Annotated in this window: 19 protein-coding genes; all 19 read right to left on the bottom strand. The window is 56.9% G+C overall.

What is annotated here, in order from left to right:
• Positions 1-78: 78 nt before the first annotated feature.
• Positions 79-423 carry a hypothetical protein gene (locus DK510_RS19620; RefSeq protein ID WP_109313540.1) on the bottom strand — a complete coding sequence of 115 codons (345 nt, stop codon included), beginning with the start codon at positions 421-423 and terminating at the stop codon, positions 79-81.
• 231 nt (positions 424-654) lie between these two features.
• On the bottom strand, positions 655-1,968 hold the full coding sequence (locus DK510_RS19615) for a TRAP transporter large permease (protein ID WP_109313539.1): 1,314 nt from the start codon (positions 1,966-1,968) through the stop codon (positions 655-657).
• Positions 1,965-2,474, bottom strand: coding sequence for a TRAP transporter small permease (locus tag DK510_RS19610; protein ID WP_109313538.1), 510 nt, complete (start codon positions 2,472-2,474; stop codon positions 1,965-1,967). The genes DK510_RS19615 and DK510_RS19610 overlap by 4 nt, the downstream gene beginning before the upstream one ends.
• Before the next feature lie 59 nt (positions 2,475-2,533).
• Positions 2,534-3,547 carry a TRAP transporter substrate-binding protein gene (locus tag DK510_RS19605; RefSeq protein WP_109313537.1) on the bottom strand — a complete coding sequence of 338 codons (1,014 nt, stop codon included), beginning with the start codon at positions 3,545-3,547 and terminating at the stop codon, positions 2,534-2,536.
• Positions 3,548-3,602: 55 nt separating this feature from the next.
• Positions 3,603-4,409 carry a DNA-binding transcriptional regulator gene (locus tag DK510_RS19600; protein ID WP_109313536.1) on the bottom strand — a complete coding sequence of 269 codons (807 nt, stop codon included), beginning with the start codon at positions 4,407-4,409 and terminating at the stop codon, positions 3,603-3,605.
• Between the two features lie 32 nt (positions 4,410-4,441).
• The gene (locus DK510_RS19595) at positions 4,442-5,422 is read right to left on the bottom strand and encodes a fumarylacetoacetate hydrolase family protein (protein WP_109313535.1); all 981 of its coding nucleotides are present in this window, start codon (positions 5,420-5,422) and stop codon (positions 4,442-4,444) included.
• Positions 5,403-6,890, bottom strand: a complete 1,488-nt coding sequence (locus DK510_RS19590) for a bifunctional 3-(3-hydroxy-phenyl)propionate/3-hydroxycinnamic acid hydroxylase (protein WP_109313534.1) — start codon at positions 6,888-6,890, stop codon at positions 5,403-5,405. Before DK510_RS19590 ends, DK510_RS19595 begins: the two co-directional genes overlap by 20 nt.
• Before the next feature lie 3 nt (positions 6,891-6,893).
• Entirely contained in the window at positions 6,894-7,862 is a 969-nt protein-coding gene (locus tag DK510_RS19585) for a VOC family protein (RefSeq protein ID WP_109313533.1), read from the bottom strand.
• Between the two features lie 592 nt (positions 7,863-8,454).
• On the bottom strand, positions 8,455-9,348 hold the full coding sequence (locus tag DK510_RS19580) for an FAD:protein FMN transferase (protein ID WP_109313532.1): 894 nt from the start codon (positions 9,346-9,348) through the stop codon (positions 8,455-8,457).
• Positions 9,345-9,860 (bottom strand): nitrous oxide reductase accessory protein NosL, encoded by a 516-nt coding sequence (locus tag DK510_RS19575; RefSeq protein ID WP_109313531.1) that lies wholly within the window; start codon positions 9,858-9,860, stop codon positions 9,345-9,347. The genes DK510_RS19580 and DK510_RS19575 overlap by 4 nt, the downstream gene beginning before the upstream one ends.
• Positions 9,857-10,678: an ABC transporter permease gene (locus DK510_RS19570; protein ID WP_109313530.1), complete on the bottom strand. Its 822-nt coding sequence runs from the start codon at positions 10,676-10,678 to the stop codon at positions 9,857-9,859. Before DK510_RS19570 ends, DK510_RS19575 begins: the two co-directional genes overlap by 4 nt.
• On the bottom strand, positions 10,675-11,568 hold the full coding sequence (locus DK510_RS19565) for an ABC transporter ATP-binding protein (protein WP_109313529.1): 894 nt from the start codon (positions 11,566-11,568) through the stop codon (positions 10,675-10,677). Before DK510_RS19565 ends, DK510_RS19570 begins: the two co-directional genes overlap by 4 nt.
• Positions 11,558-12,814, bottom strand: coding sequence for a nitrous oxide reductase family maturation protein NosD (locus DK510_RS19560; protein ID WP_109313528.1), 1,257 nt, complete (start codon positions 12,812-12,814; stop codon positions 11,558-11,560). The genes DK510_RS19565 and DK510_RS19560 overlap by 11 nt, the downstream gene beginning before the upstream one ends.
• A 3-nt stretch (positions 12,815-12,817) precedes the next feature.
• On the bottom strand, positions 12,818-14,725 hold the full coding sequence (gene nosZ, locus DK510_RS19555; RefSeq protein ID WP_109313527.1) for a TAT-dependent nitrous-oxide reductase: 1,908 nt from the start codon (positions 14,723-14,725) through the stop codon (positions 12,818-12,820).
• 16 nt (positions 14,726-14,741) lie between these two features.
• Positions 14,742-16,865 carry a NosR/NirI family protein gene (locus DK510_RS19550; RefSeq protein ID WP_234999186.1) on the bottom strand — a complete coding sequence of 708 codons (2,124 nt, stop codon included), beginning with the start codon at positions 16,863-16,865 and terminating at the stop codon, positions 14,742-14,744.
• A gap of 44 nt (positions 16,866-16,909) precedes the next feature.
• On the bottom strand, positions 16,910-17,374 hold the full coding sequence (locus DK510_RS19545; RefSeq protein WP_058277299.1) for a hypothetical protein: 465 nt from the start codon (positions 17,372-17,374) through the stop codon (positions 16,910-16,912).
• 89 nt (positions 17,375-17,463) lie between these two features.
• Complete coding sequence (locus DK510_RS19540) at positions 17,464-17,727, bottom strand: hypothetical protein (RefSeq protein WP_058274926.1); 264 nt, start codon at positions 17,725-17,727, stop codon at positions 17,464-17,466.
• Positions 17,684-19,237: a nitrite reductase gene (locus DK510_RS19535; protein WP_109313525.1), complete on the bottom strand. Its 1,554-nt coding sequence runs from the start codon at positions 19,235-19,237 to the stop codon at positions 17,684-17,686. Before DK510_RS19535 ends, DK510_RS19540 begins: the two co-directional genes overlap by 44 nt.
• Complete coding sequence (gene nirJ / locus DK510_RS19530; RefSeq protein WP_109313524.1) at positions 19,212-20,426, bottom strand: heme d1 biosynthesis radical SAM protein NirJ; 1,215 nt, start codon at positions 20,424-20,426, stop codon at positions 19,212-19,214. Before nirJ ends, DK510_RS19535 begins: the two co-directional genes overlap by 26 nt.
• Positions 20,427-20,429 lie beyond the last annotated feature (3 nt).

The following is a 20,429-nucleotide window of genomic DNA, read 5'->3' as shown; positions in this document are numbered from 1 at the left end:
GCCCAAGGCAGCCAGTCGTGCACCAGCCTGTGCCTCCGCAATCATTGCGCCACTTTATCTTCAAGTGGTTGGCTTCGGTCAATTCCGCTTACCCTTGTATGGGCCGTCCTGTGACTTCCAAAGAGCTGCCTCCTCTTTGATCTTTTTGAGCTGAGAATCTGTCAGTTTGTGTTTAGACTTGATTTCTGGTGACATGCGATAAACTGGAGTGTCGTCCTCTAGGTTATAGCTAGGTCGTCTTTGCTTCTTCGGCTTGTCTGCAGAATTAGACTTAACGTCACTGGACGAACTAGCTTTAACTTTTTGACTCAGTTCGCTGGCCATCTTTTCGACGGCTTCAAGGAAGTCTTCAGCCACATCATGGAACTTCGCCTTCTGTGCTTTTTCAATGAACGCTTCGAACCTCGGCTTGATATCTTTCATCAAGGCGTCAACGTCACCTTGGTCCGTGCGTCTTCGAAAATCTCTGACCAGTCTCTTTCATCACTCTGTGCCATTAGTTACTCCAAATGATCCGAAAAGAAACGGTAAGATGCGCGCTCCAATCAATCAACGGAAGCTTCGTCCGAGTCGCAGTGAATGACTGCACCGAGCCCAAAGCAGGACAGCTTTAAAAGGGAATGTCACGCAAAAATTCAGCCACTGGAAATGAGTTTACATCGAATTTGGTAGAAATAGTACGAGCCAAGGAAAAAAGACAATAATCAAAAGTCGAAGGATATCCACTACCCAGAAAGGAGTGACACCTCGAAATATCACAGATGTGGGGACATCCTTAACGACACCTTTTAGTACAAAGACATTCAAGCCGACCGGCGGAGTGATCAGGCTGATCTCGGTGACCACGACGACAACAATACCAAACCAAACCGGATCAAACCCGAGACTGGTTACTACCGGAAAGAAGATGGGCACCGTAAGCAGCAGCATAGACAAGCTTTCAAAAACGCACCCAAGAAGAACGTAGACCAGCAGGATCAACACAATGACTAGTGTCGGCGACAGCCCCTGGGAAAGAACGAAGTTGCTAAGTGCCTCGGGCAGCCCCGCAAGATTGACAAAGTTCGAAAATATCCACGCTCCGATCAAAACCGCAAACAGCGTGGCTGCTGTCTGCACAGTTTCGATCAATACCTCCATGGTCGACGAGAAACTCAAGGCTCTTCTGGACAATGCAATCAGGAAAGCGCCAGCGGCCCCCATTCCTGCAGCCTCGGTCGGGGAAAACGTTATGAAGAAGGGCCGGACATCCAACACACCGTAGAGCCCGCCAATCACTAGGAAGAACAGCAGTAGCACCGCCCAGATATCCCTGAGCGACAAAAGCCGTTCTCGCCATGAAACCTGTTCGCCGGCTGGTCCGGCATCCGGGTCTCGGGTCACCGAAAACCGGACAGCGACAAGATATAGCAAAACGCCCAGCAACCCTGGAAAAACGCCGGCGACAAAGAGCTTTCCGATGCTTGTTTCCGTCAACAGGCCATAGATTACCAAGATTACCGAGGGCGGTATCAGGATGCCCAAGGTGCCCCCCGCCGCAATGGACGCAGTCGCCAGACTGTCTGAATACTTGTATTTTCGCATCTCCGGCATGGCGACCTTCGACATTGTCGCAGCTGTCGCAAGGGAAGAGCCACAGATTGCGGAGAAGCCAGCGCAGGCCACAATCGTCGCCATTGCCAATCCACCACGCATATGGCCGAGAAATGCGTAGGACGCGCGATAAAGCTCATTTGAAAGGCCACCCTTGTTCACAAAGAGACCCATCAGGATGAAGAGAGGCACCACCGACAACCCGTAATCCTGAGCCGTGTCGATTATTAGTCGGCCGACCATCGAGATTGCGGCGCGAAACCCGCGTAACTCCATAAACCCCAGGAAGCCGACTAGCCCCATGGCGATTGCAATGGGCATGCGCAGGAAAACTAGAATTAAAACTGCTCCGAGCCCCAACAACGACAGAGTCATTCGGTGTCCTCTGTTTTGGAGATTAGGCGCACAACACTGCGCGCCAGAAAGGCAATTGCGGTGAGTGCGACAAAGACCGAGATGAACCACCCGACGTAAAACTGGGGCAGCTTCAGATACTCTGTGACGTCGCCATACTGACGCGCCCGTTCTGCAAGTTCCCACACCCGTATTGCCGGCCAGATGAGAACTATCCCGCAGATTGCATCGATCAGGCTATCGCGCATTTGAGCCAGTCGTTCGCTGAAGAAAGGGTCAAGCAGGTCCACGACGATATTCTCACCTTTCCACGACACCAGAGGTAGGGCGGAAAATACAATGATAGCCATAAATAGCCGGGTTAGTTCCGTCGCGCTTTCAATTGGGTTGTCGAAAGCGCTCCGCAAAACTACGTCTAGGAACGTCATGCACATCAGCACGAATAGTGTACCCGCCGCGGTCCATGTGGGCAGATGAAGAACAACGTACCAGGGATTGCGCAGCTTCTGTTTCTGAATGTCAGCCATGCCTGCCTCGCAAAACTGCGGTCCCTTTTCCAGAGCCAGCAGTGTTTCTTTGTTAGGGGTCAGTTGCCTGACATTTGCTCGGCAATGAAGGTTTGTACTGTCGCGGCGTCGATCCCTTTGTCCGACACCTCGGTAAGAACGCTTTCAATGATCGGGCCCGTCATTTCGTTCCAGGTTGCGACGTCAGATTCGCTGGCTTCAGTCCAGGAGTTGCCCTCGTTGGCTTCAATGGTTTCGATTCCAATCTGGTCAATCTCGTCCCACATGCGCCCGGCCACCTGAGAAAGCGCTTCGCCCGCTATGGTGTCCAACGCGGCGCGGTCTTCATCTGATAATCCATCGTATTTTTCTTGGTTCATCACGATTGCAAACGAGCCGCGATAGAACCCCCCGGGCACAGAATAGCTGTGTGGGGCAACCTCAAACAGCTTGAATCCTGCGCGGGCCTCCATGGGCATCATGACACCGTCGGCTGCTTTCGAGGCCAAAGTTTCATAGACCTTTGGCGCCGGCACCCGGATGCCGGTAGCCCCGAGCGCTGCGCCCACGTCACCTGAAACCCCGCCACCAAGCCGCAGCTTCATGCCAGAGATATCATCCAGCGAGGCCACTTTGGTCTCCGAGTGAAGGATGCCGGGGCCGTGGGTCATCATGGCAAGAACCTTCACACCGTCATGTTCGTTCGCTTCGGCGAGATATTTTTCATACGCTCGCCAATAGGCCACTGACGCGGCCTCGGCATTGCCTTCGTAACCAGGCAACTCGATCATCTTGGATGCCACAAAACGTCCTGGATTGTATCCGTGAAAAATCCAGGTGACATCCGCTACCCCGTCCAGAGTAAGGTCGAACTGTGCCGGCGGCGCTCCCAATCCGTACTTTACTTCTGCGCTGATACGGCCTTCGGTGGCCTCTGCCAGCATTTTCGTGAATTCAGGCCAGAGTTTCGCATTCATGCCATGCGTCGGCGGCGCCCATGACGAGATTGTAAGAACAGTGTCCGCAGCCATAGCTGCGCCGGCCGTCAACGAAATTCCAAAGGTCAGTAAAGTCGATCTGATGAGATGTTTCATGTTTCCTCCCGGTTTTTCTTGAGCCTATCGCTTCCGTAGAATTCCTTTCTGTGGTTTAGATCTTTTTGTCCGCTTGGTGGACAGATGCGCCCTGTGCCATTTGCGCCGCTATCTGATGGGCCAAATCTGTCATCGGGCCGGCATAGCGGTTGATTGCTTCAGTCATTGAAAAAGCGCTGGCGATCCAAATGATCGAAAGGCATCCAAGAACGCGATCCTCACGGATAATTGGGACCGCCAAACTCGATGTGTCAGGTCGAAAGGTGCGCGGACTGCGCGTCGCGTACCCTTGTTTGCGGTATTGATCTAGGCGCGAGGCAATCCAGCTTTCCAGCAAAAACCTCTCGTCTTCCGGGTCGTTCTTATTGCGAAGCAGATCAAGAATGATGCTTCTTTCCTTATCTTCCAAGAAGGCCAGAAAGGCGCGCCCAGCCGAAGACCTGAGTATCGGCAAGGACAATCCGGCCATGTTCCGATCAATCGAGAACGGGCTGCGCCAGTGCGTGGTTTCTTCGATGACCATGTGCAGATCGCGATACACCGAAAGATCGAGCGGCCATGAATGCACGTCGGTGAATTCCGCAAGGCCCGGGGCCGCGACACGGCAAATGTGCGAATGAGCAGCATATTTGTCGCCCAGACCAGACGCACGAGGCGATACCCTGACCCGGGTGTCGGACGCCGACATCAGAATGTAACCAGCCTCCTCCAGCGTGTGGAGTAACCGATAGACCGTCGGTCTCGGCACGCCAATCGCAGCGGCGATTTCGGCAGGCTTTGCCGAACCATGACTGTTCACGAACCGCAACAGTTCCAGACCGCGTAGCAAGGCACGAATGCTGGGTTGGTTGTCTGCCGCCATCCTCATCCTTCAGACTGTCCTGTTGCACATTCTCATGCGGCGGCGACCTTTTGGTCAATAGCCCCGAAAACTGACTGCCCTGAGGGGTCGTGCATCTCAAATCGGACGGTATCCCCGGGCTTCAAAAATCGCGTCTTTGCCGTGCCACTGGCAATGATTTCAATCATCCGCTTTTCGGCAAGGCAGGACGATCCGACACGTTCATGATCGGTGTTCGATACCGTACCCGATCCAATGATGGTGCCTGCACGCAATTCTCTGGTCTTTGCGGCATGCGCAATCAACTGGGCGAAATCAAAATTCAGGTCGATACCAGCGGGAACCTTGCCAAAGCACTTACCGTTGTAGACAGTTTCGAGCGGCAGGGTAACTTTTGCTCCGGTCCAGTATTCACCCAGTTCATCCGTTGTGACGCAAACAGGCGAAAACGCACTCGCAGGTTTTGACTGGTAAAAGCCAAACCCCTTGACCAGCTCCGGTTTCATAACATTGCGCAACGAGACATCATTGCACAGCATGATCAGTTTGATGTGGCCAGCCGCCGCCTCGGCAGAACATCCGATAGGCACGTCATCGGTAATCACGGCAATCTCGCCCTCAAAATCCAGGCCCCAGTCTACGTCAATGCAGGGAATGTCATCGGTCGGTGCCAAAAAATAGTCACCGCCCCCCTGATACATCAGTGGATCGGTCTCGGCCCCGGGAGGCATGTCAGCCCCGCGGGCTTTGCGTACCAGGCGCATATGGCTGAGATATGCACTTCCGTCAGCCCATTGATACGATCTCGGCAACGGACTGGCCAATTGGTCCACGTCATAGGCCATAGTGTCGATCTCATTTTGTTCGACCAAGTCCGAGATCGTTTTTAGCGCAGCGGCTGAACTTTTCCAGGTCTCGATCGCTTGCTGCAACGTTTGCACAACTGATGCCGCTGATGCCATTCTGGTCAGGTCTTTTGACACGACGACAAGTGATCCATCGCGACCACCGGATTTAAGTGATGCCAGTTTCATATCTATCTTTCGTTTTTTCAGGCTCAAAAAGGGACAAGGCTTGTTCTGGAAGTTCCAAGAGGGTTTCCGCGACAGCCGCGACGTACCGGTCGGGTCGCACCCAGACGGCATTTGTTCCAATATCTGTCAGCACGGCGTCCAGTTGGGGATGATCAAACGCATTCAGTGCGACAGCGTCATCGCTGCATTCCGGCAATGAGGCGCGGCTGACAAGAAGATGCTTGTGCCCGACTGCATCGTCCAGCCGCTGTCCGTCGATATCAAGACGCACTTGGGGAAAGGGACGCCCCACAGACGGGTTATTTGTCTGCACCTCCATCAGTGCGCTCTGACCAAGCTTGGGCGCAATAGATCTCATGGCACCTGAACGCGAACCGTCTGCAAGTTGCAGGGCACTTTCCCGATCAAGCGAGTTGATCAGGCCGCCCAGACGAACCGCAGTTTCAATATAGCTGCGTGCGTGGGGCTGTCGTTCATCCTGATAGCTGTCAAAGAGCATCTCTTCATCGCCGCCATTGAGTGCTTTGATGAGCTTCCACGCCAAATTCGCCGCGTCTCGAATACCGGTGCACATTCCTTGGCCCATGAAAGGCGGCGTCAGGTGGGCGGCATCTCCGGCAATCAGAACCGGTCCCTTTCGCCAGGCTTTCGCGACCTGTGACCGGAACGTATAGACAGCACTGCGCTCAATCTCGGCATCGTCTGGCGTAATCCACCGCGATAGCAGATCCCAGAGGCGCGAATGTTCCATTATCTCGGCGTCGGTTTCACCGTCCAAGACCATGATTTCCCAGCGGCGGCGAATGCCGGGGGCCCGGCAATAGGTCATCGGTCGGTTCGGGTCGCAGAATTGAATGGAATGATCGCCAAGCTCTGGCATTAGATTTTTGAGGCACAAATCGACAACCAGCCAGCGTTCTTCAAACCCCAGATCTTCCATTTCGCCGCCGATCCAGCGACGCACGGACGAATTGGCCCCGTCGCAGCCAACAACGTATCGAGCTTCAATGGTGGACTTGCAGTAGTTTGTCTTATCCAGTGCAGTTAACTCTACGCCTTGCCCTGTGGGTTCCAGATTTACTACGTTGTGAAGTTCCAGCGTGGTAGCCGTCGGGGAACGCGCCAGTTCGGCTCTCAACAGCGTTTCGAGGTCAGGCTGATGCAATCTGTAGCTTGCGTGCCACCCATTTTTCGTAACGCTTTGTGGTCTTGGCCAGTCCAGCAGCAACTCATTGTTTTCATCGATGAACTTCATGCCCGGGTTGATGTGCACCAGCTTATAAAGCGCGTCAGCTATCCCGACCGTCTGGAACACGCGCATCACTTCGTCATCGAAATGCACGGCGCGGGGCAGATGATACATCTGAGCCTCCCGGTCCAGAACCACAACTGATAAACCGCTTTTTGCCAGAAGATTGGCAAGCGTCGCTCCGGTAGGGCCGAAACCGATAATCGCAACGTCATACATCGCTCAGACCTCGGGGATTTGCCCGTAGAGCCAGGGGCAATTCACAACACTTGGTGCCCGGTGCCCCGCGGCTGCGGTTGCCAATCGCTTATCCCGAAAAGCGGCACGTTCCTGTTCGTTCAGGTAGAGCCGCTCGTGGCCCCAAAAACTGGGACCGACATTTGTTTCACAAGCCTCCCACGTGGCTGGATCGATGATCCTCCCACCCCAACCGCTTTCTACAAAAAAGCCTGACGGCGTATGGGCATAAAAGCTTGTCATGTAATCGTTGGTGTGCCGCCCTAGTGTGTAGGCAATTTCGGCAAGACCATTCTGGGCCAGATCATACCCCTGACCCACGTCGTCCAGATTGTCGTATTCCACCATGAAGTGGTGAAATCCTGCCTGGCCTGACCCAACTATGGCAAAGCTGTGATGCCGACCGTTGACGTGAAAGAAATAGAGGGGAATTGGCTTTAAGCCATAGTCGCTTAAATGGAAGCCAAGTACATCGCTATAAAATGGCACAAGCGCTTCGGCGTCCGACACATGCAAAACAGCGTGCCCCATGCCATATGGTCCGGTCTTGAACCCTTCAATGGGTCGTCCCGGGATAAAGGGATCTGTCGTTTTCTCTGGCTTCCAGACAAACTCAAGCCGATTTCCGGCAGGGTCGATGCAAGTAATGATTTCAGTCACGTACCGGCGGTTCGCCAGACCGCCATCCCCCAGGGTAACATTGTGCCCGGCAGACTCTAGTCGGGCGGCAATCTTTTCCAGGTCGGACTTCTTGCCAACCTCCCACCCGATATAGGCCAGGGTATCGCCGGGTTCATCTGATACGATTAGCCGTTGGCTTTGATCATCCATCCGAAACGCGGTATTGCGACCACCGTGATCCACAACCTGCATGCCCAGCACATTGCCGGCGAACTGCTGCCAATCGTCTGACTTGTTGGAACGAATACCTAAGTAGCTTAGCGCGGTGATCATACTATTCTTCTCCCGAAGACATTGCTTCCGCAATTCGAGGCAATACGCATGACGCAAAATACTTTTGTCCGCCAGGCGAACGGAAGCGGAGGATTGCGTTGCTCTATCTAGCTGGCTCCTCTAGCTAGCGTGTTTGTTTTAGATTTTCATACACGATGGCACGGAAGAGCATTTTATTGCATTTTCTTCGCCACAAAAACGGAACACGATCAGTGAAGAAGTTGCCAGCAGTTTGCTGGAAGTAAAGGTCAGCTTAGTCCGAAAAATAGACATTTTTCACGTCGGGACTGAGCGACCGCTCTGCGGACCAGACGACATTCGCGGCACTCTGCATGAGTGACCGCTATGTGTTTCACATGCGGGCCTACCATTATATTCTAACCTTGGGATTTGCCTCGCCTGACATCGAATTGAGTGCGGTGCTTTAGGTGATATTACTCATACAGCTTTCATTTTAATATATATTTTGTAGTGATTTGCGTAATTAGTTAACTGACTTCGTCTCCGTCATTACACTCTCAATCGGACGTCATCGCGAACTCATTTGTTACCGATATTGCGCGACGTTTTTGTCCGACGCGTGTGGTCCGGGTTAGACTTTCATCTCTAGTCGCGCATCTTGGAAACGGTTTAGAACGCTCGGCATATCTCCGTCAGTCAGTGCGCACAGGGCTGTTGAAAGCCCATCGGCGAGCGCTGCGGAGTTTGCAGATACCGACAATACCCGGCGCGCTGGTGTTTGCCCGGTGGGGCTGAGGATGTGACCGTGAGCGTCAGTCAGCATCAGGTTACCGGAATCAGAGGTCGCAACAGCTCGGTCGCGCAGAGAGATACGCTTAGTGATCTGACTTTCGGGGCCTGCCAAACTGACTTGCCAATCGCGCCCATCGTGAGGTTGTCCCAGGGCCACGACTTCCCCCATATCGACCAAAACGTCTTGTAGCCCCTTTGATCTGAGCAGCGCAGCAATGCGATCTGTGATTGCCCCTTGCGCTACTCCATTCAGAGTCAGCGCCGAATGGCCGGGATAGGGCAGGCGCACGGCATCACTGTTAGCCGAGACCTTGTTCCATCCGATGGTTTTCCGGGCGGTAGCGCTGTCGGTACCACTTACCAAAGCAGTCCATAGAGGTTGGATTGTTGGGTCGAATGCGCCCCCTGAATTCTGGTGCAAAACTGTGCACAGGCTGAACAGGCTCAAGAGCTCGGGCGCTGGTTGCATAAGAAACCCATCGCGGTTCAGGCGCGAAAGTTGGGATTTTGGGCGATACAGGCTGAAGATATCTTCCAGCCGTGTGACTTCGGCTTCGACAGCGGCAAAAAGGGGGCGGGCTTGGGTATCTGTCAGCCCGACCAACTGCATGCTTGCCGGTGCGCCCAATGCGGAACCGCGCCACCGTGCTGCTGTAGCAGCGCTAGCGATTGTAGGGCAGGCCGCGCTTGCAGCCGAGATGGTCAGAAACCGGCGGCGGGACAGAAAGGTCATGCGGGTGTCTCCAGTAGTAAGCCTAGGTCGACCGGGCCTAGCACCTCGGTATCAGGAATCTCGGACAAGGGCAGAGCGGCACCGCCATACTGGTCGATGAATGATGCGGCATCGGCTGGGTTGGAAAATGGCACCACCTCACGCGCACCCATGCCGCCCGCGACGTCGGAGCCGACAACAAAAGTGGCGACATCGGCGGCGATCCAGTTGGACACACCTGGTTGCTGCCAGTTGGGCGCGACACTCATATCACTGACATAAATGGCAGTTATGTCGGCGTCTCGCTCCGGGCTTTTGAGATAGGCCACCATGTCCCGCACCTGTGCAAAGAACAGCGGGGCGGGATAGCCTTCCAGATGAATCTGTCCTTTGGGCCCGCCATGTTCGGCGATGTTCATCTGACAGAAAAAGCTCAGCGCATCCGGGGTCAGATCGACCGGGTCGGGGGCAACGGCGACCTCTTCTTTGCAAGCCGTCAGAGCAATCAGCGCGATTAAGCACAGGCGTTTCATGGCTCGACCCTCCGGAAAGCCAGGCGCGCAAGAGCAAAGCCCAGTATCGGCCAGATCAGCAGCGAGGCGGGCGCGGCCCAGACGGGCAGAGCTTGGGCCGCACCGGTCATGCCGGACGCCATTGCGACGCCTTCGGTCGCGGCGATGTTCCACAAACGAAATGCGTCGGCCGGGTTGGCCACCATCACCCATGGAAAGACGGATTGGGTGAATGTGCCGCCCTCATCCATGACGACCGCTCCCAACAAGCCAAGATCATAGAGGACGACAAAGACCAGCCAAAGCCCGGCCGACAGACCTGCCGCCGCCGTAGCGCCCCTTGCCAGAGCAGACAGCAGGTACCCCAGTGCCAGAAAAACGGCGCCCAGCAAGATGGAGGTAAGGATTAGGCGCGCCAGAGCCATCAGGCTTTCGGGGCCCGCGCCACCGAACCACGCTGCCACTGCGCCTGCGGTGCCGAAACCGATGGTCATGGCAAAGGCCAATGCCGCCAGATGGGCGGTGAATTTGCCCAGCAGGATTTCTCCGCGTCCGGCGGGGTAGGACAGCAGCAACGACAGACTGCCGCGGTCCACGTCGCCTGCGATGGCGTCGAAAGCGATCATCAGCGCTAGCAGCGGCGCAAGATAGACCGAAAGCGTGGTCATCGAAGCGACCGAGACAGTCAGCATATCGACGCCCAGCGTGCCGGTCGGCGCGCTGCCTGCAAAGGTCAGGGCCAACGCGAACAGCACCATGATCAGCGTGGCCATCAACAGCCAGCGGTTGCGGCGCAGGATCAACATCTCGGCGCGGGTGATGGCGAGGAAGCGGGTCATTGCATCTCCTCCTGTGCATAATGGCGGTAGAGGTCTTCAAGTTTGGGCGGGGTCATTTCCACATCCGCCACGGCGTCGCCCAGTCCGGCGATGCGGCGCAGGGCCTCCATCTTGTCATCCGGCGAGCAGAGCAGCTCAACAGATGCTCCGTTGATCCGGTTGCCGCCCAGTTCGGCGGCAAGTGCTTCGGGGTTCGCGCTGGCACGCACTTTGAGGCGGATCGGCAGACCAGCCAGCGCCGACAGATTGTTGAGAGTGTCATCCGCGACCATTCGGCCTTGGCGCATGATGGCGATGCGGTCGGTGCGGGCTTCGACCTCGGTGAGAGCGTGGGAGGCAATCAGGACCGCTGTGCCTTGCCCGGCCAATTCATCGATGATGGCATAAAGGTCTTGCCGTGAGATCGGGTCCAAACCACTTGTTGGCTCATCCAACAGCGCCACTTTTGGCTGGCCCAGCAGCACTTGCGCCAAACCCAGACGTTGGCGCATGCCTTTGGAGTAGGTTCCGATCCGGCGGTCCAGAGCGTTGCCAAGGCCCACGCGGTCAAGCAGGCCGGGGACATCGGCATTGGACCCGGAAAGCTGCGCAAATAAGGTCAACTGCTCGCGGCCCGTCAGCGCAGGATGAAACGACACTGCCTCAGGCAAATAGGCAGTATCCCGTCGCGCCTGCGCACTGCCGGGAGTGGCATCTCCGATCCGGATGGTTCCGACATGGATCGATGTCAGACCGAGGATAGATTTGATCAGGGTCGACTTGCCCGCGCCGTTATGGCCCAGCAGCGCCACGCGCTGACCAGGGGCAAGTGACAGGGTGATATCGTCAAGAACGCGGGTTATCCCTCGGTCCTTGCAGACATGGTCGATAGACAGGGCCTTATCCGTCATGAGGCACCTTTTTCATTGCTGGGGGTTCAGGGGCTTGCATCAGTGGGTTGCTGTCCATCACACCGCCCGGCAACAGCGCCGGGAAGGCCGATTGGGACCAGCGCACCAGTTGCACGGCGGGGGAGCCGAGCAAAAGTTTGGCCGCGGGTTGGGTCCACAGCACATGGTCCATACTGTCATTGGGGCGATAAGGGGCGTCGGCGATGCCGTCGCCGTCCACGTCATAGGCGGCAAAATCGGACCAGTAATTGCCGCGCCCGTCTTCGGACCACTCGACCCATTTGGTCGAAACGTATTTCACTTGGGTCCGGTTGCCGACAAAGGCGTTTCCGACGATCCGGTTGCGCTCGGATCCGGCGGTAAAGTGGATGCCGATGCCGCATCCCTGGAACCAGTTGTCGGTGAATTCGTTTTTGTTGGAGTTATAAAGGAAGGTGCATTTTTCCTTGGCACCGATCACGACATTGCCGGTGATCTCGCTCTTGTTGGCGTAGTTCAACATCACGCCATGTTCACGGTCACCGATTGAGACGTTGTCGGCGACTTTCACATTGGTCGTGAACATCACCGCATAACCCAGATCGTTGCCGATCGAGACATTGTCACTGACAACTGAGTCGTCGGCATACATGTAATGCACCGCAAAACGCAGGTCGCGGAACAGGTTGCCGGTGAAGGTGTTCTTTTTCGACGAGTTCACAAAGATCCCGTCGCGGCCATAGCGGATGTCATTGCTATCCACCACGGAACCGGGCGCGTTCCAGACATAGACTCCGTTTCCCCGGTCGTTCATTCGCTGGTCTTGGCGACCTTCAATGCGGTTACCACGAACGATGCTGTCCTTGGCACCATGAATGTCGACGCCATAAAGATTGCCCAGTAGCACGTTATCCTCGACCACCGGCGCCTTGGCCGTTTTAGTCAACTGGATGCCGCTGTCGATCCCATCATGGCTTGAGCCCGAACCGATCACTGTCAGACCCCTCACGATTACGCCGGGCCCAGTCACTGTGATGACACTGCCTTCACCTTGTCCGTCGATGGTGGCCTGTCCCAGCCCGTCGATGGTGACGGGCCGGTCCAGCACAAGTGTTTCGGTGTAGACACCGGGGCTCAGGCGAAGGGTGTCTCCATCCGCCGCCTGCGCCAGTGTTTCATTGATGGCCCCCGCCCGGTTGGGCACATCCCAGTCCGCCGCCCAAAGGGGCGAGCCGAGCAGGAGCGGTATGAGCAGGGGCCAACGCATGGGTTATGCTCCCGCCGGTTCGACCAGCATCCGGCCGCGCATTTCCATGTGCAGCGCGTGGCAGAACCACTGGCAATAGAACCAGTGCACGCCCGGACGGTCAGCAGTGAAGGTAACCGAAGCGGTTGCCATCGGGGCGACTTCCATCGCGATGCCGTAGTTGCCCAGGCAGAAGCCGTGGGTTACATCGTCCACGTCATCCAGGTTGGTGATGTAAACCGTTACCTCGTCACCCTGTTTAACAGTGAACTTCTCAAGGCTGAAGATCGGGGCCTGCGAGGTCATGTAGACCCGTACTTTGTTGCCGTCCCGGATCGGTTCTTCAGCTCCGTCTTCCAAATCGATGCCATCAGCCTCGGCCTGTTTGCGGGCGTCTTCCCATGTGACATCGGCGCGGTCCCAGACGTTGACCGGGTTGACGATGTCGGCGCGAACCATGATCGAGTCGTGCGGCTCAGCAAAGGTCGGACCGTCGTGAACCACTTTCATCTCGTTGGATGAGATGTCGATCAGCTGTTCATTTTCAGGCTTCAGCGGGCCCGTGTTCAGGAACCGGTCTTTCGAGAACTTGTTCATCGAAATCAGCCATTTGCCGTCGGCCTCCTTGGTTTCACCCATGGTGGTCGAGTTGTGGCCCGGCTGATAGTGCACATCAACCTTCGAGATGATCGGGTCCACGTCCTCACCGGCATAGGCCTTGATGGCGTCTTCGATGTTCCACTTCACGATTTGACTGTCGAGGAACAGCGTGGTGAACGCATTGCCCTGACCGTCATAGGCGGTGTGAAGCGGGCCAAGACCCAACTGCGGTTCACCCACAATGCAGGAACGTGGGTCGGCGTCGCTTTCGAACAGGGCGTCCAGCTTGGTCACATCCATGATCGATACGGTGGGCGACAGCTTACCGTTGATGCAGACGTGCTTGCCGTCAGGCGCAGTGTTGATACCGTGCGGCGAGTTCGGGATCGGGATGTAACGGGTGTACTTCTTGTTCTGACCCTTGCGTCCATCCAGAACCTTGACGCCTTTCAGTTCCTGATAGTCACCGGCCTCAATCCCTGCTTCGATTTCTGCGAGGTTGAAGACAACGACATGATCCAGCTCGTTCTCGGTCATCTCGGCCAGGTTCATACCCATTTCCGAATTGTACGAGGTCGAATAAGCGTACTTACCCTGATAGTCGCAGTCGGTGTTGTCGAGGTTACCCGACACGATCACCTGCCACGCGACCTCCATGGTGTCGCCGTCCAGCGCGGTGAAGATGTTCACGTATTGCGACGGATCGTCCAGCACTGTGCCATCGTTGACCAGCGGGGTTTCATCCTCACCATTGGCAAAGACATAACCGGTACGCGGGAATTTTTGCGGACGCAGACCGTGGATCGCCTTGGCGTTCGGGATCTCGGTGATCTTGTCGCATTTCATCACGTCGCAGCGCACGCGGGCAACGCGGGTGTTGGCCTTGTCGTTCATGAACAAGTAACGGCCGTCATAGGTGCCGTCGGTGAACGACATGTGCGGGTGGTGCAAATCGCCGTTGTCATAGGTCTTCATGCCGCGCTTGGCGAGAAACTCTTTGGTTTCCGGCAGCAGACCATCGGTCATGATTTTCAGCGACTCGTTGGTCTGACCCCACCCGGTGGCGGAGCAGCGGTTGAAAACTGGCACCCGCATCAGTTCACGCATGGACGGGAAGCCTAGGATGCGCAATTCACCGGTCTGACCCGAGGACCAAAAGCCGTAATATTCATCCAGCTCACCAGGCTGCAGATTGGCATTGGCCGCAGCGCTGGCCTGCTTTGCGGTCATCAGGGTCGAGCCCAGACCTGTCCCGGCTAGCACGGCGCCGGTTGCGGTCGCACCCAGCATCCCACGGCGTGTGATGTTCAGTTTGTTTTCATTGTCCGACATGATCGTTCCTCCTTTTTTAGGAAACGGATTGCGGTTTGGCGTTCGGATGGTTCGCCGGTGGTTGCCCGAGGGGGGTCTTGAGGTCGACCGACCCTGTCTTGGCCCGCCGTTTCAGTTGGCGGATAACTACGGGACATTTGTCCTCGGACTGGTAGAGCACCTGACAATGCAGGCAGGTGACGCACTCGTTCGGATTGATCTCACCGGTGGGGTGGATGGCTTGAACGGGGCATTCGTTGGCGCAGGTCTGACAGGGGGTGCCGCATTCCTTGTAGCGGCGCAGCCAGTCGAACATGCGAATACGGGCAGGGATCGCCAGCGCTCCGCCCAGCGGGCAGAGGTAGCGGCAGTAGAACCGTTCGATGAACAGCCCGATCCCCAGCAAGGTCAGCGCAAAGACCACGAATGGCCAGTCGCGCATGAATTTCAGAATGATCGCGGTTTTGAACGGCTCTACCTCGGCATATTTCTCGGCCAGCGGGATCGAGACGAAGCTGAGGCCGAACAATCCGAGGAAGATCATGTATTTTGCGGGCCAGAGGCGTTCGTTCAGGCCCCAAGGCAGCGTCCATTGCGGGACGCGTAAGGCCCGCGCGATCTTGTTGGTCAGCTCCTGCAGCGCGCCGAATGGACACAGCCAGCCGCAGTAGGCACCACGGCCCCAGAATAGCAACGCGGCGGCGACGGCAAACCATTGGATGAAGACCAGTGGATCCAGCAGGAACGCATCCCATGAGAAGCCGGTCCGCAGACTGCCTGCCAATGCCATCAGGTTCACCACGCTCAGCTGCGCATTGGCGTACCAGCCGATAAAGAACAGGGTCATGGTCAGATACCCGATGCGGAACCAGTAGAAGACCCGTGCATTCATCGTCGCGTGAAACTGGAAGAAGAAGGTTGCGGTCAGCACCAGCAGCATGACGCCAAGCACGGCGATCTCGACCGTGCGGTCCTTCCAGATGCGCTTCCAAAGTGCGGCTTTGGCCGCGGCTTCGCCCGTGGCATCGTCAACAACCGCCGGGGCGGTGACGGGCAGCAGGTATTGCTCGGGCAGCTTGTAGCCCAGATCGAAGGTCAGGAACGTCTTCTCAACCGCGCCCACGGCCCGTTGTACCAGCAATTGCAGGCGGAACGGCTCGGCGGGGTCAAACTCGGCCTCGGCAGGGATCTTGAAGATATCCAGTTCGGTGAAGCTGGGCGCATCCGGGGCCGCAACCTTGCCAAGACGCTCTTGCTGCTTGTCAAAGAACCGCACCGAATTGTCGCCCTGAATAAGCTGAATCCGGTCGAAAATTCCGCCGCGCACATAGCCTGAACCCTTGAAGCTGTAAGCCCCACGCCCCAGCACCAGAATGGCCTGTTCACCTTCGTCCAGCCGCTCGGTCAGATTCTGATATTCGGCCTCGCCCAACAGGGACTTGCCGACCGATGGGACCGAGACCAGCGCCACATGCATGTCGATGAACGTGTCATCCGGCTCGCCCGGTTCCGGGCGTTTGATGGCGCGCTGATCGCCTGTGGCTGCAAAGGCGGCATTGACCTGACCGACATCCAAAGTCAGGCGCCGGACCGAGCCATCGCCGGACAGATTGGTCCAGTCATAGACTGAGTTCTTAGCCATATCGATTTCGCGCTTGGGACCATCGGCCTGTAGCGGCGACAGACCACCCAGACCCAGCGCGCGAGCTACCTTGATGCCGCCACGAACCAGGCTGTCATCAATCACCATGATCGTCACAGTCGCGCCCGAAATGATATCGAGGTCATGCCCCTCACCACCGGTCTCGGCTTCGACTTTTAGGTCCAGCCCGGCATAGCCTTCCGTCAATTTTACCATGCGCGAATTGGGGATGCCGATCAGAACAATGGGTTCCGAGTGTTTGACCAGTTTCACTCCGGCCAGAACTGCGTCGTCGTCGATGGCGGCGACCACGTGGATGGGCTTGCCGGAATAGCCGGTGGTGCCGACGAAATCCGAGGTCAGGAAAGCCCAGGCGACGGTCTCGCCGCCCTTTAGAACCGGAGCAACGGGCACGTCACCGCGCACGGGACCAAAGGCATCGGCTTCGGGGACTAACTCAGAAGGGGTGATGTCAGGCAGGAAGCTGGCGAGGCTGTCAGCATGGGCACTGATCGCCATCAGGCAGGACAGGGTAAGGGCCAGCAGGAATTGGATTGCGCGACTTACGGCCACAGCGCACCTCCGGATACTTGGATTGACGCTATGGACGCGCGCTGGGCGCGTTCGATGTATTTCTTGGGTGCAGCCGGGGGGCCACGGGTTTCAGGCCACAATCGTTTCAAGCTGCAGACCTCAACCAGATCGCGGGGCGAAGGGTGTTCGGTGTGAATAACGTTGCCCCGTGCGAGTACAGGCAAGTTCGGCACCGGGGCCGCCGAGGTGACAGCACACAGGGCGCAATCGGCGCATTTGGGGCAGGGCGCGGTTGGGTCCAGGTCTTCCTCCTCAAGGTCTATCTGGACCCAGACCGCCCCTGCCTCCGAGCAGATTTCCACCCACATGCTTTGGCCGGGACTCGCCAGCGCGGGACCGATCGTTTGCAACAACAGCATAAGGATACCCGCCAACGCACACGTCGCACGTAACGCGCGAACAGGGAGGCTGTGCAGAGGGCTAAGGGCGGGCATGGAGAATCCAACTCGGAAATCGTTCCTAAGTCGTAGGGGATTCTCGCTTGGTGATACTTGACTTCGGTTAGGCTGCAGGAAATTTCGCGTTATTCGTCCGCTTCATCCATCAGCCCGCGCAACCAACGCCCTGCCAACCACGCGGCGGGTACGCCCAGGGGAATTGACCACAGGATCGCGGCTACAGGCGTAATCACGCCAAACCCGGCGCTGTTGGCGATCAGCCCCGCTAGAAACAGGTTGATGGCCACGGTCAAAGCCGTGGCCGGATACAAAAGGATGGCCAGTTTCCAGACCGGCCAATTGCCCTCAGTGGCTGGTGCCTTCCGAGAAGGTGATTTTGTTCCAGACATTGTATTTCCCTGAAGGTTTGCGCATCGGCAGGCGGCGGACCTCTTCCAATGTTTGCGCGTCATAGACAATAACCGCGCCATCATCTTCCCAGATGGACACGAGTGCGTGGCTGCCATCTTTGGTGAATTCCACATGAGCCACGGTTTGACCGGGGGCCGGGCGCAGAGTCTTAACGATTTCAAGACTCTGCTTGTCGATCACATGCATAGCGTCCTTGTTGGGTCCAAAGAACACATCGGCCCAGACGTAAGGAGAATTCTCATGGCTGCGCATGAAAAACCCCGGCCCTTCGGTTTTGATCTGCTTAACAGTTTTCCAGGTCTCCATATCGATCACGGAAACGGTGCCATCGGTCAGGTGCGGCGTTGCCATCACGGTCGTATCGCCATACCTCCACGTGATCCCCGAGCCCAGGTGCGGCATCCCCGGCAGATCCAGATCGGCGACCTTCTGACCGATGACCAGATCAATCACCTGACCGCCCTCGCCGCCGCGGGATGCGCCCATGACGTATTCATAGCTCTGGTCGAAAAAGAAATCATCCAGATAGTCCGGCGTGGTGATCTTGCGCACCGGGAAAGGGTCAGGGTTTTTGAATTGTCCTTCGATGCGGAAATCATGACCGATACCAAATTGAGGAGGATTGGCCCCGTAGAAGACCTCCCAGATCTCGGGCACATCCTTGAGGGCCAGAACAAAGCTCTCGCGTGGGGGGGCCTGATAGACCGCCGAAACGCGGCTGGGCTTGCCCTTCTTGCTTTTGATGTTGATGACCTTGACCACGGACAGGTCTTCGGTCGACAGCAAGGTCAGGCTGTTGGGCAGGTAGTTTGCCACTGCCACCCATTTGCCATCGCCCGACATGGCGATGTTGCGACTGTTTAGGCCAGCGCGCACGCGGCCAACCTGTTCCAAGGCCCAAATGTCATACTTCTGGACCCAGCCATCACGTGACATGATGAACACATATCGCCCGTCTGGGCTGAATTTTGGACCGCCATGAACGGCAAAGGGTGTCTCGAACCGGTCCAAAACCTCGAAAGTGTCACCGTCCAGCACGCTGACATGATGGTCCCCTGTCTCAACAGCCAGAGTAATGTTCATCGGGTCGCTGTCCCAGATGGGTGCTTCAACTGCGACGTAATTCTCGTCCAGAATTCGGCTGGCCATTATGTCGGCCTCACCCCACTCGGGATCGCTTTCCAGCGGTGATTTCAACCAACCCGCCAGTTCTTCAATTTGCAAAGCGTCGAGCTCGTGCGAGAAGGCAGGCATTTGGGTTGCGGTCCGCCCTTCGGCGATAACTGCGGCAACGCGAGGACCGCGCATCCGCTTCAGCGTTTCAGGGATAAGCGCCGGACCCACGCCGCCTAAGCGGTTTTCGCCGTGGCAGGACGCACAAAATTCAGCGTAATCCGAAGGAGCGTCAGCCCATGCGGTTCCGATCAACAACAGCGAGCAGAGAGTGCCGAGTTTGAGTGTCTTAGAAAAACTGATGCGCCGGATCATGGCGTTTCCCCCGGAACGGCGTGACCTGCAGGCGTTCGCCCGCGTCATCCACGCCGATTTCTTGGTTTGACAGATAGCATGCTGGATCTTCCGCCCACGGGTCGCCGGTCACCTGCAAAGCTCGGATACGGGTGTTGCCACCACAGACATCCTTGAGCTGACAGGCACCGCAGCGCCCTTTCAGGGGGCGGGGACGTGTACGCAGCATGGCCAGCATTTGATCATCGCTGGTCCAAAGTTCTGAGAACGACCGGGTCTTCACGTTGCCGACCGTGTAGTCCGACCAGTAGGTGTCGGGGTGTACGCGGCCCAGATTGTCGATATTGGCCACGCCCAGGCCGCTGGAGTTGCCACCCCACGCCGCCAGATGTTCGCGTACATGAGCTGTTTTTTCAGCATCGAAACGCGCGCGGACCCAGTTCAGGAAATACCCCGCGTCAGCGTCATTATTACCGGTCACGATATCCAGAGGATGATCACCTGAGGCAGCCTCCCATGCGCGCTCCAACAGCAGGTCCAGCCCGTTCCGTGTGCGCAGATGTTCAGCATCTTCGCCTCGGTTCTTGTCTCCACGACCGGCATAGACCAGATGGGACAGGTAGAACTTGTCGACACCCTCGTCATCGCACAGCTGCAGCAGATCGGGCAGATGGTGTTGAGTACCTTCAGTCAGGCAAAACCGAAGTCCCACCTTGATGCCGCGTTTCTTACACTCACGCACGCCGCGCAGGGCGTCGGCAAAGGCGCCTTCGACCCCTCGGAACCAGTCATTTGTGGCCCCGATACCGTCCAGCGAGATACCCACATAGTTGAACCCCACATCGGCAATCATATCGGCGGTTTCGTCATAGATCCGCGTGCCGTTGGTCGACAATGCCAGCATCGGCACCAGATCGCGGGCCCGTTTGGCGATGTCAAAGAAATCGAACCGGTCCAGTGGTTCTCCACCCGAGAGGATCAGGGCCGGGACGCGAAATTGGCCCAGATCCTCAAGGGTTACCATGGCTTGCTCATGGCTGAGCTCACCGGGGAAGGCCACATCCGCTGAAACGGTATAGCAATGGCGGCATTTCAAATTACAGCGCCGCGTCAGGTTCCAGATAACCACCGGTTTCACCGGGCCGGAGCGGCGTTTGCGCACCAAGGTCGGATTGACCAGTTGGTGCATGTATTCGGTCAGGCGGAACATGTC

Source organism: Ruegeria sp. AU67, assembly GCF_900312795.1.
GTDB classification, from domain to species: domain Bacteria; phylum Pseudomonadota; class Alphaproteobacteria; order Rhodobacterales; family Rhodobacteraceae; genus Ruegeria; species Ruegeria atlantica.
This window is presented reverse-complemented; position numbering and strand designations above follow the sequence as displayed.